The 12,971-nt window shown below is 61.8% G+C and carries 10 protein-coding genes; 6 read left to right on the top strand and 4 right to left on the bottom strand.

The window, feature by feature from the left end:
* The first annotated feature begins 45 nt into the window (after positions 1 to 45).
* Positions 46 to 1,605, top strand: coding sequence for an LCP family protein (locus tag CGK93_RS12990; RefSeq protein ID WP_089595196.1), 1,560 nt, complete (start codon positions 46 to 48; stop codon positions 1,603 to 1,605).
* A 95-nt stretch (positions 1,606 to 1,700) separates the two neighbouring features.
* Here CGK93_RS12990 and CGK93_RS12985 read toward each other — a convergent pair whose 3' ends face one another.
* Positions 1,701 to 3,653 carry a M13 family metallopeptidase gene (locus tag CGK93_RS12985; protein ID WP_089595195.1) on the bottom strand — a complete coding sequence of 651 codons (1,953 nt, stop codon included), beginning with the start codon at positions 3,651 to 3,653 and terminating at the stop codon, positions 1,701 to 1,703.
* 249 nt (positions 3,654 to 3,902) lie between these two features.
* Between CGK93_RS12985 and leuA the strand changes: the two genes are divergently transcribed.
* The 3 genes from leuA (at position 3,903) to CGK93_RS12970 (ending at position 7,308) form a co-directional block, all read left to right on the top strand.
* The gene (gene leuA / locus CGK93_RS12980; protein WP_089595194.1) at positions 3,903 to 5,642 is read left to right on the top strand and encodes a 2-isopropylmalate synthase; all 1,740 of its coding nucleotides are present in this window, start codon (positions 3,903 to 3,905) and stop codon (positions 5,640 to 5,642) included.
* An 86-nt stretch (positions 5,643 to 5,728) separates the two neighbouring features.
* Positions 5,729 to 6,481 (top strand): DNA repair protein RecO, encoded by a 753-nt coding sequence (gene recO / locus CGK93_RS12975; RefSeq protein ID WP_089595193.1) that lies wholly within the window; start codon positions 5,729 to 5,731, stop codon positions 6,479 to 6,481.
* 2 nt (positions 6,482 to 6,483) lie between these two features.
* Positions 6,484 to 7,308 (top strand): isoprenyl transferase, encoded by an 825-nt coding sequence (locus CGK93_RS12970; protein WP_089595192.1) that lies wholly within the window; start codon positions 6,484 to 6,486, stop codon positions 7,306 to 7,308.
* Positions 7,309 to 7,323: 15 nt separating this feature from the next.
* On the opposite strand, the gene CGK93_RS12965 is transcribed toward CGK93_RS12970, so the two are convergent.
* Together CGK93_RS12965 and CGK93_RS12960 are read right to left on the bottom strand one after the other, a co-directional pair.
* A complete protein-coding gene (locus tag CGK93_RS12965; protein WP_089595191.1) occupies positions 7,324 to 8,397 on the bottom strand; it encodes an alpha/beta hydrolase in 1,074 nt (357 codons plus the stop codon).
* Positions 8,394 to 9,404 carry an alpha/beta hydrolase gene (locus CGK93_RS12960; RefSeq protein ID WP_089595190.1) on the bottom strand — a complete coding sequence of 337 codons (1,011 nt, stop codon included), beginning with the start codon at positions 9,402 to 9,404 and terminating at the stop codon, positions 8,394 to 8,396. The genes CGK93_RS12965 and CGK93_RS12960 overlap by 4 nt, the downstream gene beginning before the upstream one ends.
* A 169-nt stretch (positions 9,405 to 9,573) precedes the next feature.
* On the opposite strand from CGK93_RS12960, the gene CGK93_RS12955 reads away from it, so the two are divergent.
* Positions 9,574 to 10,650: a quinone-dependent dihydroorotate dehydrogenase gene (locus CGK93_RS12955; protein ID WP_089595189.1), complete on the top strand. Its 1,077-nt coding sequence runs from the start codon at positions 9,574 to 9,576 to the stop codon at positions 10,648 to 10,650.
* 88 nt (positions 10,651 to 10,738) lie between these two features.
* Here CGK93_RS12955 and CGK93_RS12950 read toward each other — a convergent pair whose 3' ends face one another.
* A complete protein-coding gene (locus tag CGK93_RS12950; RefSeq protein WP_089595188.1) occupies positions 10,739 to 11,332 on the bottom strand; it encodes a DUF3043 domain-containing protein in 594 nt (197 codons plus the stop codon).
* Between the two features lie 115 nt (positions 11,333 to 11,447).
* Here CGK93_RS12950 and CGK93_RS12945 point away from each other — a divergent pair, with 115 nt between their 5' ends.
* Positions 11,448 to 12,881: a dipeptidase gene (locus tag CGK93_RS12945; RefSeq protein WP_089595187.1), complete on the top strand. Its 1,434-nt coding sequence runs from the start codon at positions 11,448 to 11,450 to the stop codon at positions 12,879 to 12,881.
* Positions 12,882 to 12,971 lie beyond the last annotated feature (90 nt).

Raw genomic sequence — 12,971 nt, 5'->3', positions numbered from 1 at the left:
TATGATGGCGGGAATCCACGTGTTTGAGGAAAGGTAAACCGAATAGTGCGACGTCGTGACGCCCGCCCGCAGGGCACCGGCACCGCTGACTCCGTTGCGGCTCGCCACGGTGAGGATGCCGAGGGCACTCCCCGCCACATGAAGGCACGCAAGGGACTTCCGTTGTGGTTGAAAATTGTTACTGGCGTGGTCTCCGTGGCCCTGGTTGCAGGCGTGGCCTTTGCTGCCTTTTGGTTCATCCGGCTGCAGAGCAACATCACCAAGGCTCCGTTGAGTGCAGGGGAGACCCGCGACAGCGGTGAAACCCTGGCCAATGACAAATCGGACCGCCTGCAAATCCTTATTCTTGGTTCTGACACCCGTGACGGGAAAAACTCGGAGTACGGAAGCACGGAAGACTCTACTGGCTACGGTCATTCGGACGTCATGATGCTGCTGGATATCTCAGCAGACAACAAGCGTGTCAGCGTCATGAGCTTCCCTCGTGACCTGCTGGTTGACGTGCCTCAATGCACCGATCGGACCAACAACCAGACGTTCCCCGCCCGCAGTGGCGTGATGATCAACGAGGCCATGGCTGAGGCCGGTATCGGTTGCGCTGTTGACACCGTCAACAAATTGACCGGCTTGGAAATCGACCACTTCATGATGGCTGACTTCAACGCCGTCAAGGAATTGTCCCACGCTATTGGCGGCGTAAACGTCTGTGTCAGCGATCCCGTCTTTGACCCGGACTCCCGCCTTCGCCTGCCCAAGGGTGATTCCATGGTTGAAGGCGAACAAGCCCTCGCCTTCCTGCGGACCCGCCATGCTTTCGGCGATGGAGGGGACCTCGGCCGTATCAAGGGACAGCAGGCTTTCCTTTCGTCCTTGACCAGGAAGCTCAAAGACGAAGGAACGTTGGGTAACCCGCAGAGGCTTCTGCAGATCGCCGACGTCGTCACCCAGAACCTCACCGTCGATGAGGGCCTGGCATCCGTTCCGTCGCTGTTGACCATTGGCGGGCGATTGAAGGACATTGATGTTTCCAAGGTTGCGTTCGTGGCTGTCCCGACCCAGGCAGCAGCAATTGATCCGAACAGGCTGGAGCTTGTGGAACCGCAGTCATCCCAGCTCTTTTCAGCTTTACGTGCCGACCTTGACCTGACCACACCCGGGGCCACGTCGTCGCCCGCTGCCACGGAAACGCCTGCGCCCCAGCCCACAGCATCGACTCCCGCGGTCCCCGCCTACGACAAAGCGATCCAGCCGGTGGCAGTGGCAAATGGCAGCGGAGTAGCCGCGCGGGCCCAGGAGATCATGTCGGTTCTGACAGGTGGTGGCTTTACCCAGGCGGTTTCCTATTTGGCTAATCCTGTTGACCAGACAGTGATTTACTACGGGGCCGGATTCGCCGACGTCGCTGCAGACGTGGCTGCGCTCTACGGTATTCCGGCGGCCCAGGTGCAGGAGGCTCCCGGCGTGGCGGGGGTTCAACTCTATGTTGGTACGGACTTTGGTACCGGCACGGCTTACGGAGCAACCTCTGTGCCATCGGACGTCGTCAACCAGACCGCCAGCGATGCCGTCTGCCAACAAGTGAACCCGTTGTACATCGACCAATAGTCAGTACATGGACCAGTAGCGGGCTGCGAGGCAGCCATGCACAGAAGAGGCCGGGCCAGTTCTTAGCGAACTGACCCGGCCTCATCTTTCCGGTACTACCAGATGCTGACGCGGTCTCCGGATTCCAACCACATGCCATCTGCTGCGCCGACACCAAATGCTTCATGGAACGCATCGAGGTTGCGGGCGATGGCGTTGGTGCGGAACTCGTTGGGGGAGTGCGGATCGGTGGCCAGCCGTCGGATCGCCTCTTCACGGCGGATCACCTGGCGCCAGCCCGCTGCCCACGACATAAAGAAGCGTTGCTGGCCAGTGAAGCCGTCGATCTCCTCAGGCTCCTTGCCTTCCAGGCTGAGGAGGTAGGCCTTGTAGGCAATCGTCAGGCCTCCGAGGTCCCCGATGTTCTCGCCGAGGGTGAGCTTGCCGTTGACCTTGTGCTCTGGCGCCGCGTAGGGGGAGAGGGCGTCGTACTGTGCCACCAATTTGGCCGTGAGGGATTCGAACGCGGTCCGGTCCTCTTCAGTCCACCAGTTGCGCAGTGCCCCGCTTCCGTCGAACTGCGATCCTTGGTCGTCGAAGCCGTGACCGATCTCGTGGCCAATGACGGCACCGATTCCGCCATAATTCACAGCGTCATCAGCATCTGCGGTGAAGAAGGGCGGCTGGAGGATTGCGGCCGGGAAGACGATCTCATTCAGCATGGGGTGGTAGTAGGCATTGACCGTCTGCGGTGTCATCAGCCACTTGTTGAGGTCAACGGGCTTGCCGATCTCGTCCAGGTGACGGTCGACGTCAGCGTCATGTGCGTGCTCCACGTTACCCAACAGATCCGATGGATCGATGACCACGGCGGAGTAGTCGATCCATTTTTCCGGGAAGCCAATCTTGGGGCGGAAGGCCTCCAGCTTCTTGAGCGCTTCCTTCTTGGTCTCCTCACCCATCCATGCCAGGGAGGAGATGCTGTCACGGTAAGCCTCGATCAAATTGGCAACGAGCGTCTCCATCCTTGCCTTGTGGCCCGCGGGGAAGTGCCGTTCAACGTATATCTGTCCGACGGCTTCGCCAAGCGCAGCTTCGACAACGGCAACTCCACGCTTCCAGCGTTCCTTGTTCTGGGGCGTGCCGCTGAGTGTAGTGCCGTAGAACTCGAAGTTGGTGTTCACGAATTCGGACGAGAGGTACGGGGCCGCCGAACTCAGCACCCTCAGTGTCAGCCATTCCTTCCACGTTTCCAACGGCTCGGACTCCAGCAAGCCTGCTGCGCCGGCGAAGAAGTCCGGGGTGCTGACAACTATCTCGTTTCGCTTGGCTGCCTCGACACGGGCGGCCTGGAACCAGGTGTCCAGCAGGGGGAACAGTTCCGATGCTTCTTCTGCCGTCTTGAGGTTGTAGGTCTTCTGGGGGTTCCGCAACGTGACGTTGTCCCAGTGGTGCGCAGCCAAGGCAGTTTCGAGGGCGACGATGCGCGCTGACGCTGCTTCGGCGTCCTGGATACCGGCGAGGGCGAGCATCTTGGCAACGTACCCGGTGTAGGCCGTCACGATTTCGGCAAACTTTTCTTCCCGGAAGTAGGACTCGTCCGGTAGTCCAAGGCCGCCCTGCCCGATGTACAGGAGGATGCGCTCGGGGTTGCCGGCATCAGGGGCCGGGTAGATGGAGAAGAGCCCGGAGACGTCGGACCGGAACAGCCGGCCGATCAGGGCAGCCAGTTCCTGGGTTGATCCCACCGCATGGACTTCCTCGAGCCGGCTCCGGATGGGGTCCACTCCTTTGGCCTCTGCTGCGGCCTCATCCATGAAGCTCGCGTAGAGTCCACCTACCTGCTGCTCGACGCCGGTTGCCGACTCTCCTTTGCCTGCAGCTTCTTCGATAATTGCTTTGACGGCCAACTCGGCCCCGTCCCGCAAAGCGGTGAACGTGCCTTCCAGCGGCCTGTCGTCAGGGATGGTTGTGCTGTTGAGCCACGCGCCGTTGACGTGTTGGTAGAGGTCGTCCTGGGGCCGGACGCTGTGATCGATGTTCGAAAGAGTGATCCCCGACTGTGGCACTGTGGCTCCTTGTGTGGACACAGCAGCCGGCGTTGCCACCGTCGCTGCGTCTGCATAGTGGACGTTGCATGAGGTGTTGCACTGTCATCATACGCATCGTGTTACTGTGATTTTGTGCGTACGGCGATGCTTCTTCTTAGCTGCCGCGGCGAGGCCTGAAAGCTATCTGAAGCTGGGCCATCCTCGCCGCGGAGTTCCGTTGTGTCCGGCTAAGCTTTCATTTAGTTCTTAGAGAAAAGGCCACACGTCATGCGTAATGCACAAAAGCCCTCCGGTATGCCGATTCACCGCTACCTGCCGTTCCAGGACCAAATCACTGTAGAGGTTCCTGACCGCACGTGGCCGGACAAGGTCATCACCAAGGCCCCGCGTTGGTGCGCGGTTGACCTGCGCGATGGAAACCAGGCCCTGATCGACCCCATGAGCCCGGCACGCAAGCTCAAGATGTTCCAGCTGCTCGTGAAGATGGGGTACAAGGAAATTGAAGTCGGATTCCCTTCGGCGTCGCAGACCGACTTCGACTTCGTCCGCCAGCTCATTGAGGGTGGCCACATCCCTGATGACGTCAGTATCCAGGTCCTGACCCAGGCTCGGGAGCACCTGATCGAGAGAACCTACGAATCTTTGGTGGGTGCCAAGCAGGCGATCGTCCACCTGTACAACTCCACCTCGGTGTTGCAAAGGCGTGTGGTCTTCAACCAGGACGAAGACGGAATCCTGGATATCGCGTTGCAGGGTGCCCGCTTGTGCAAAAAGTACGAAGAGACACTCGAAGATACGCACATCACGTATGAATACTCGCCGGAGTCCTTCACGGGAACCGAGCTCGAGTACGCGGCCCGCGTCTGCAACGCCATTGCCGACGTCTTCGAGGCTTCTGCCGACAACCAGGTCATCATCAACCTGCCGGCCACTGTGGAGATGGCAACCCCGAATGTCTATGCCGACTCCATCGAGTGGATGCACCGTAACCTGCACCCCCGCGAGGGCATCATCATTTCCCTGCACCCGCACAACGACCGGGGTACGGGCGTGGCTGCTGCCGAGCTGGGATACCTGGCCGGTGCTGACCGGATTGAAGGCTGCTTGTTCGGCAACGGTGAGCGCACCGGCAATGTGGACCTCGTAACGCTGGGGTTGAACATGTTTGTGCAGGGCGTGGACCCCATGATCGACTTCTCCGACATCGATGAAGTCCGCCGCACCGTGGAGTACTGCAACCAGTTGCCGGTTCCGGAGCGTTCGCCGTACGGTGGCGACCTCGTTTTCACGGCATTTTCCGGTTCGCACCAGGACGCCATCAAGAAGGGTTTCGAAGCCCTGGAGAAGGACGCTGCTGCGGCAGGCACCTCAGTGGACGACTTCACCTGGCAGGTTCCTTACCTGCCCGTCGATCCAAAGGACCTCGGCCGCAGCTATGAAGCCGTGATCCGGGTCAACTCGCAATCAGGCAAGGGCGGGGTTGCCTACCTGCTGAAGAACGAGCACAATTTGGACCTTCCCCGCCGGGCCCAGATTGAGTTTTCCGGAGTCATCCAGCGTCGTACCGACGCCGTGGGCGGCGAAGTCAGCGGTGCACAGCTGTGGCAGGTCTTCCAGGATGAGTACTTGCCGTCCGACGAAGAGCAGGCACAGTGGGGTCGCTACGCGCTGGGCAGTGTAAGCACTGAGACTGACGAGTCCGGCGCCATGACCATGAACGCCAACCTGCGGATCGACGGTGTGGAGGTTCGGCGGACCGGGCACGGCAACGGTCCCATCGCTGCGCTGTTGGATATCCTGCACCACGACGGCGTTGACGTCCGTGTGCTTGACTACAGCGAGCATGCCCTGTCCGAGGGCGGCAGCGCCAGCGCTGCAGCCTACGTTGAATGTGCCGTCGGCGAGCGGGTCCTGTGGGGCGTAGGCATTGACCCCAGTACCACCACGTCATCCCTCAAGGCCCTGATTTCGGCCGTGAACCGTGCCGTGAGGGACGCCCGGGCCTAAGGTATCTACCGTGTGGTGACGGGAAATACCGTCACCACACGGTCCGGCGGTCGCCGCGCGGTCCAGTCATAGTGCGAAGATTAGTTGTGGCCAATCCGTCGTTTGCAGCACGGTCCTACAGGGACGATGCCGTGGTGCTCCGTACCCACAAGCTGGGCGAAGCGGATCGCATCATCACTCTCTTGACCAAACATCACGGCCAGGTTCGGGCCGTCGCCAAGGGTGTGCGCAGGACCAGCAGCCGTTTTGGCGCTCGTCTGGAGCCGTTCATGGTGGCGGACTTGCAGCTTGTATCCGGGCGGACGCTGGACATCGTGACGCAGGCTGTGGCCAAGGGCGCCTATGGAAGCAGTATTGCCGCAGACTATGGCAGGTTCACCGTGGCTGCCGCCATGACGGAGACCGCCGAAAAACTTACGGATGCCGATACGGAGTCGGGGACCGCCCAATACAACCTGCTGGTGGGCGCCTTGGCCGCCCTAAGCCGTTCAGACCATCCACCCGAACTTATCCTGGACTCCTATTTGCTACGGGCTTTGGCCACCGGAGGTTGGGCGCCGAGTTTCACCGATTGCGCCCGGTGTGGCCGCCCGGGGCCCCACACGGCTTTTGCCGCTCCCGTTGGCGGTATGGTGTGCAACGACTGCCGTCCGCCGGGATCGCCGGCGCCGGCGGCGGAGACAGTGGTGTTGCTCGGTGCATTGTTGACAGGAAATTGGGGCGTGGCGGATGCATCGGATCCCCGGCATCGGCGTGAAGCCGCAGGGCTGGTTGCCACCTATCTGCAATGGCATTTGGAACGGGCGCTGAAATCACTCAAACACGTGGAGCGAAGCTGACAGTGGCACTTGGTAAGAAGAGTAAGACAACAACGGCCAGGACGGCACCGGTCATAGCGCCGTACGGGCACCCCTCCGGTGCAGTGCCGCCTGGTATTCCCAGTGAGCTTATTCCGCAGCACGTGGCAATCGTCATGGACGGCAACGGTCGATGGGCAAACCAGCGCGGACTTCCCCGCATCGAGGGTCACAAGGCCGGTGAGCCTGCCTTGCTTGATGTGATGGCAGGAGCGATCGAACTGGGAATCAAGTACGTCAGCGTGTACGCCTTCTCAACGGAGAACTGGCGGCGATCGCCCGAAGAAATCCGCTTCCTCATGGGATTTAACAAGGATGTACTACGACGCCAGCGAAACCAGCTTGACGAGTGGGGAGTGCGCATCCGATGGGCGGGAAGGCGCCCGCGGCTTTGGGGCTCTGTCATCAAGGAACTTGAAGAAGCCGAGGAATACACGAAGGCCAACGAAACGTGCACGTTGACCATGTGTGTTAACTACGGCGGCCGCGCCGAGATTGCCGACGCCGTCTCTGCCATCGCCCACGATGTCGCCGAAGGGCGTTTGAAACCGGGATCGGTATCGGAGAAAACCATCCAGAAATACCTCGATGAGCCCGACCTCCCGGATGTAGACCTTTTTCTTCGCAGTTCGGGGGAGCAGCGGCTCTCCAATTTCCTGCTGTGGCAGTCTGCCTATGCGGAGTTCGTCTTCATGGACACGCTGTGGCCGGATGTTGACAGGCGGACGCTGTGGGACGCCGTCGAGATCTATGCCAAGCGCGACAGGCGCTACGGAGGGGCCGTGGACGCGGCGCCTGCCGCCAAATAGCACGCCCCGGCTACATCAGTAAGGGTACGCGGCGAGCCATACAGCCACATCGCGGTACGCCTGCTGACGGACGGTGCGTCGCGAGAGAAAAACATCATGAAGGGCACCTGGATACCGGAAGACAGCGGTGCGACGGGCAAGTCCAAGAGCCCTCCGCGAAGTTTCCTCCACGTCGATGACCGCGTCGGCCCGCATCAGGTCAGCTGTCCACTCCGCTTGGATCCTGGTCCTCCCGGACAACAGGACCAGGACGGGCGCATCGATGGTGAGTTTGCGTTCCACCGCAGCGTGCCCGGCCAGGACGGCTTTGGTCCACCCCGCGCGGATAGGGAAGGAGGTCCGCGGACGCCACACGGGATCCAGAATCCACTCGCCATGCGCTTCATTGCTGACGCTCTCCCAGTAAGCCGGCATCTCAGGAAAGCGGAAGGGGCGCTTGGGGTCTGTGCGTGCAAAGGGTTCCACCAGGTGCATGGCGATGCTGCGGACGAGGCTGCTGCCCTGGAGTTCCAGCCACGGGGAGTTCAGGACCAAGGTGCCCAACCGGCCTGGGTTGCGATCGGCCCAGAGCGCCCCGATCAAGCCTCCCAGGGAATGGGCCAGCATGTGGATCGTTGGCGCGGTGGTGTCTCCAGTCCGTGCAGCCACGTCCCGTTCAATCTCCACCAGCGCTGCTGCCAGGTCCTCATCGTAGGCGTTAAGGTCTGTAGTGTAACCGGGCGTCTGTCCAGGCAGCAGGCTGCGGCCGAATTTCCGGAGATCCACTGCGTAGAAGTGAAAACCCGACGCCGTGAGGTACTCAGCCAATTCGGTTTGCAGGAAGTAGTCCGCCCAACCATGCAGGTAGAGAACCACCCTTGGCGCCCCACCTGGATCGGCCGGAACTGCCCGGCGTCTTCTTTTCGTGAAGGACGACAGGAAGTCAAGGATGCCATTCTGGGTGGCTTGCGGCGCCGGTGGCGCGTACCGGATGAGTGTCGCGTGGACAGGACCTTCCTCGTCAGGCTTGAGTGGCAGGTCCATGCATTCGTAGCCATGACCCAGGACGTCGCGTCGCCACCTGTTTGCAGACGCCTCCGTGGTGTTCATTGGTCCCCCTCCTGCCGCTCTGCCGGCACGTCGTTCTGCATGAAACCCTTGATCCACCGCGCAAGCCGCGCATAGGCGTCTTTCCGCACTGCAGGTGCGGAGAGGAAGACATCGTGGAGGCCGCCGTCGATGCGTTCCAGAGTGACGCTCCGGCCCAGCGCCATGGCTCGGAGGGCAATAACTCCAACATCAAGCACGGCATCCGAACGGCGCATGGACTCCTGCCAGAACATTCCATTGGCGCTGGCGGACGACGTCAGGACGAGGACAGGCACATCGAGGTTCAGCCCACGGGCAACCTGGGAATGCCCGGCAAATACGGCACTGAGCCACCCAGCCCGGACCGGGAAAGCCAGCGGTGGACGATAGTTTTCGTCCAGCGCCCATTCACCCTCCGCGGTACTGCTGATGCTGCGGAAGTAGAAACCCCGCTCCGGCAGTTTCAAGACGGTTTCCGGCCTTAACTTTGCGATGGGAGCCACCATGGCCTGTGCAGCCCGCCGCACCAACGAGCTGCCGTGCATTTCCAACCACGGGCTGTCAAGGATCAGGAATTGGATGGATTCCGGGTGGCGGCTCGCCCACAATGCGGCCACCAACCCGCCGGTCGAGTGGCCCATCAGGGTCACGCTGCCTTCCGGTGACGAGGCTGTGTGGTTCCGGATAATGTCCAGTGCCTGGTTGATTTCGGCGTCATAGTCCATCAGGTTTGCCACGTAGCCCCCCGGCATGTCCGTCGTCAGGCTCCGGCCATGGTTGTGCATGTCAAGGGCGTAAAAGTCGTAGCCCTGCCCGGCCCAGAACCTGGCAAGTTCGGTATTGAAGAAGTAGTCGCTCCAGCCGTGCAGAAACAGGACGGCGCCGTAGCGCCCCGGGGCATCCCCGGTATCGCTTTGCCCTGCCCGATGGCGGATCAAGGTGGCGTGGCGGGTCACGCCGTCAGGTCCTGTGGCATCAACGCCACAGGATTGGAAGTCTGTTCCCAGGATGTCAGCCGTCCACTCCATGGCTTTAGCTTAGACACTGGCGGCGGCGGCCCGCCCGCCGGCCGGTCTGCAAGGAAAGTCGAATGACCTCCATGATCTGCGTCACTGTTTGTCCGCGGGATTCGTACATGCCGGCGGCATTGGCGGTCACGGGTTTGGCGAGACGTCCGTAAACCGGAAAACTAGGACCATGCGTGTTTACCCCACATTCTTCAAGCTGGCCTTCTCCTGGATGGATGCCGAAAAGGCACACAAGATCGGCTTCCAAGGGATCCGGGCGGCACACCGCTCGGGCGCCGGCCGGATCCTGGCCCGGCTGACAGCCCCTGACGCTTCGCTCCGGACTGAGGCGTTGGGCCTGACCTTCCCATCGCCGTTCGGCCTAGCGGCAGGCTTCGACAAGGAAGGCCACGGCATAGAAGCCCTGGCCGAACTCGGCTTCGGCCACGTAGAGGTGGGTACCATCACCGGCCAGGCGCAGCCAGGCAATGAGAAGCCCCGGTTGTTCCGCCTGATTGAGGACCGTGCGGTGGTTAACCGGATGGGATTCAACAACGACGGCGCAGCAGCCGTTGCGCCACGGCTCAAGTCTGCGCGGGCTGCTCTGCAAAGGAAGCACCCGGACGTCCGGCCCGTCATCGGCGTCAACATCGGCAAGACCAAAGTGGTTGAGCTTGAGGACGCCACTGAGGATTACCTCGTGAGTGCACGCAGCCTGGCGCCCGCGGCAGACTACTTGGTGGTCAATGTCAGCTCTCCCAACACACCGGGCCTTCGTTTGCTGCAGAACGTGGAAACCCTGCGGCCGCTGTTGCGGGCAGTGGGCGACGCCGCCGATGAAGCCGCTGGACGGCATATTCCGCTGCTGGTCAAGATTGCGCCTGACCTGTCCAACGACGACATCGACGACGTCGCCCGGCTGGCGCTGGACCTGAAGCTGGACGGCATCATCGCCACCAACACCACCATTTCCCGGGAGGGGCTCGTTTCGGAGGCCACCAAAGTGGAGTCGTTGGGTGCCGGTGGTTTGTCGGGAGCACCCCTCAAGCAGAGGTCGCTTGAAGTCCTGCGGAGGCTCAAGGACGCCGTCGGTGACCAGCTCGTGCTCATCGCGGTAGGAGGAGTGGAGACTGCCTCGGACGTTCAAGAGCGCCTGGAAGCGGGCGCAACACTGGTCCAGGGCTACACAGCGTTCCTGTATGAGGGTCCCTTCTGGGCTTCGAGCATCAACAGGGGCCTCGCGAAGATCCGTAAGAAGGAGCGTTAGGCCCAGCTGTCCTGAGGATCAGGCGTCCACAAGAAAGACCCCGGACCAATGGTCCGGGGTCTTTCCGTTTGTGAAGGGGTGGGGGCGCTTAGGCCGGGTACTGTCCGCGCTTCACCTGCGGCTTGGGCAGGCGGAGCTTGCGGAACTGAAGCGCGCGCATGCAGCCGTACCAGACGGAGCCGCGTTCTACTTCGCCGAATTTCTCGGTAAGGCGCTTCCTGAGCTTGCGGGACAGGATGAAGACATCCACGAAGACCGCCAGGAACATGATCCAGAAGCCGACGAGGACGTAGCTGATGCCGGCGCTTGTGGGCGGAATGATCAGGGAGATCACCACGAACAGCAAGGCGCCGAACATGAGGTATTCACCCAAGCTGAACCGTGCGTCCACGTAGTCACGCGTATAGCGCTTCTGGGGTCCCTTGTCACGGAGGGGCAGGAATTTTTCGTCACCCGTATCCAACGCCTGCCGCATTTTCTGCCGCTGGTCCTGGATGGCGACCCGTTCCGCAGCCTTGGAGGCTTTGCGGTCATTGGGAACCAGTGGGCGCTTGCGGGCTGCTTCCTGGTCTTTCCGCTTGGGAGTGGGGGTGCCCTTTCCGGCACCGGGCTCCGTGGCGGTGGCGTAGGCCTGGTCTACTACTGATTGAGCGCTGGGCTCTTCCTTTTTGCGTCCGAACACCCCTACAGAATACCCCTCGCGGAGGTGGCGCAGGTTACGTGGACCGCCGCCTGGGGCCGACGACGGCTGGCCGCGCCTGCTGGGGACGCCCAAATCCCGGCGGTAAAGTGTGGCCATGACTTCAGCACATGCGGAGATCCCGCAGAACAAGCAAGGGCACGCCGGCAAGACTCCCGTGGAGCAACTGTCCCGGGCAGTCGACGATTCCTTCGACACCACCCTGGCGTCCCTCAAGGAACTCGTCAGCATTCCGGGCATTGCGTGGGCAAGTTTCGACCCCAATGAACTGGACCGCAGCGCCGATGCAGTCGCTGCCTTGGTCCAGGCCGCGGGCATGGAAGACGTCCGGATATTGCGGTGCGACAAAGCCGACGGTACCCCCGGTGGCCCTGCCGTCGTCGCGCGCCGTCCTGCCGCGGACGGCAAACCGACCATCCTGCTGTACGCCCACCACGACGTTCAGCCACCGGGGGACCGGAGCCTCTGGAACTCCGAGCCCTTCGTGGCTGAGGAACGCGAGGGCCGCCTGTACGGCCGCGGTGCCGCCGACGATAAAGCAGGAATCATGGCGCACCTGGCCGCCTACAGCGCCGTGACCCAAGTTCTGGGTGACGAGTTCGGGCTCGGCGTGACCTTCTTCTTCGAAGGTGAGGAAGAAGCAGGCTCGCCCACGTTCCGGACTTTCCTGGAGGAACACCAGGAGCTCCTGCGGGCCGACGTCATTGTCGTAGCTGATTCCAGTAACTGGAAAGTCGGCGTTCCGGCCCTGACCACCAGCCTTCGGGGACTCGTGGACGGGACCTTCGAGGTGCGTGTCCTGGACCATGCAGTGCACTCCGGCATGTTTGGTGGACCTGTGCTGGATGCCCCCACCCTCCTTTCGCGGCTCATCGCCACCCTGCATGACGACGACGGCAACGTCGCGGTCGCGGGCCTGGTGGCTCGTGACGACGTGGCGGTGGACCTTGCCGAAGAGGACTACCGCGCGGATGCTTCAGTGCTCGACGGCGTGAAGCTCGCCGGCAGCGGGACCATCGCCTCCCGACTCTGGACCAAGCCCGCGCTGTCCATCATCGGTATGGATGTCCCGTCCGTCGATGTTGCGTCCAACACGCTGATTCCGGCCGCCCGGGCCAAGTTCAGCATGCGGTTGGCCCCGGGCCAGGACCCCGGGTCCGCGATGGATGCGCTGAAGGCCCACGTCGAATCACATGCACCGTTTGGCGCCAAGGTGACGTTTACACCGGGGGAGCGCGGCAACGCCTTTTCCACCGATACATCCTCAGCAGCTGCAAAGGTAGCCCTTTGGGCGCTGGGCGAATCGTGGGGTGTGCAAGCCGTGGAAATGGGAATTGGCGGTTCCATTCCGTTCATTGCGGACCTCATGGATGTGTATCCGGACGTTCAAATCCTTGTGACGGGAGTGGAAGACCCTGATTCCCGCGCTCACAGTGCCAACGAATCCCTGCACATCGGCGACTTCCGGCTTGCCGTGCTGGCTGAAGCCCTGATGCTGGCCAGGCTGAATGCTGAAGGACTCAAGGGCTAGCGTCAGTTCAGTCCTTGGCGGCGCGCCGGGAACAACCAAATGCTGTCTGTGGTTACGTCAGGAGTTATAGCTAAGCGTCTGCGCGACGTA

The organism is Arthrobacter sp. YN (genome assembly GCF_002224285.1).
Lineage (GTDB): Bacteria > Actinomycetota > Actinomycetes > Actinomycetales > Micrococcaceae > Arthrobacter.
The sequence above is the reverse complement of the archived record's forward strand: the minus strand, read 5'-3'. Positions and strand labels throughout refer to the sequence as shown.

What these genes read in the sequence shown, in the direction of transcription:
- leuA (WP_089595194.1), top strand. Translation starts at nt 3,903, where the DNA reads ATGCGTAATGCACAAAAGCCCTCCGGTATGCCGATTCACCGCTACCTG.
- CGK93_RS12965 (WP_089595191.1), bottom strand. Translation starts at nt 8,397, where the DNA reads ATGAACACCACGGAGGCGTCTGCAAACAGGTGGCGACGCGACGTCCTG.
- CGK93_RS12960 (WP_089595190.1), bottom strand. Translation starts at nt 9,404, where the DNA reads ATGGAGTGGACGGCTGACATCCTGGGAACAGACTTCCAATCCTGTGGC.
- CGK93_RS12955 (WP_089595189.1), top strand. Translation starts at nt 9,574, where the DNA reads ATGCGTGTTTACCCCACATTCTTCAAGCTGGCCTTCTCCTGGATGGAT.
- CGK93_RS12945 (WP_089595187.1), top strand. Translation starts at nt 11,448, where the DNA reads ATGACTTCAGCACATGCGGAGATCCCGCAGAACAAGCAAGGGCACGCC.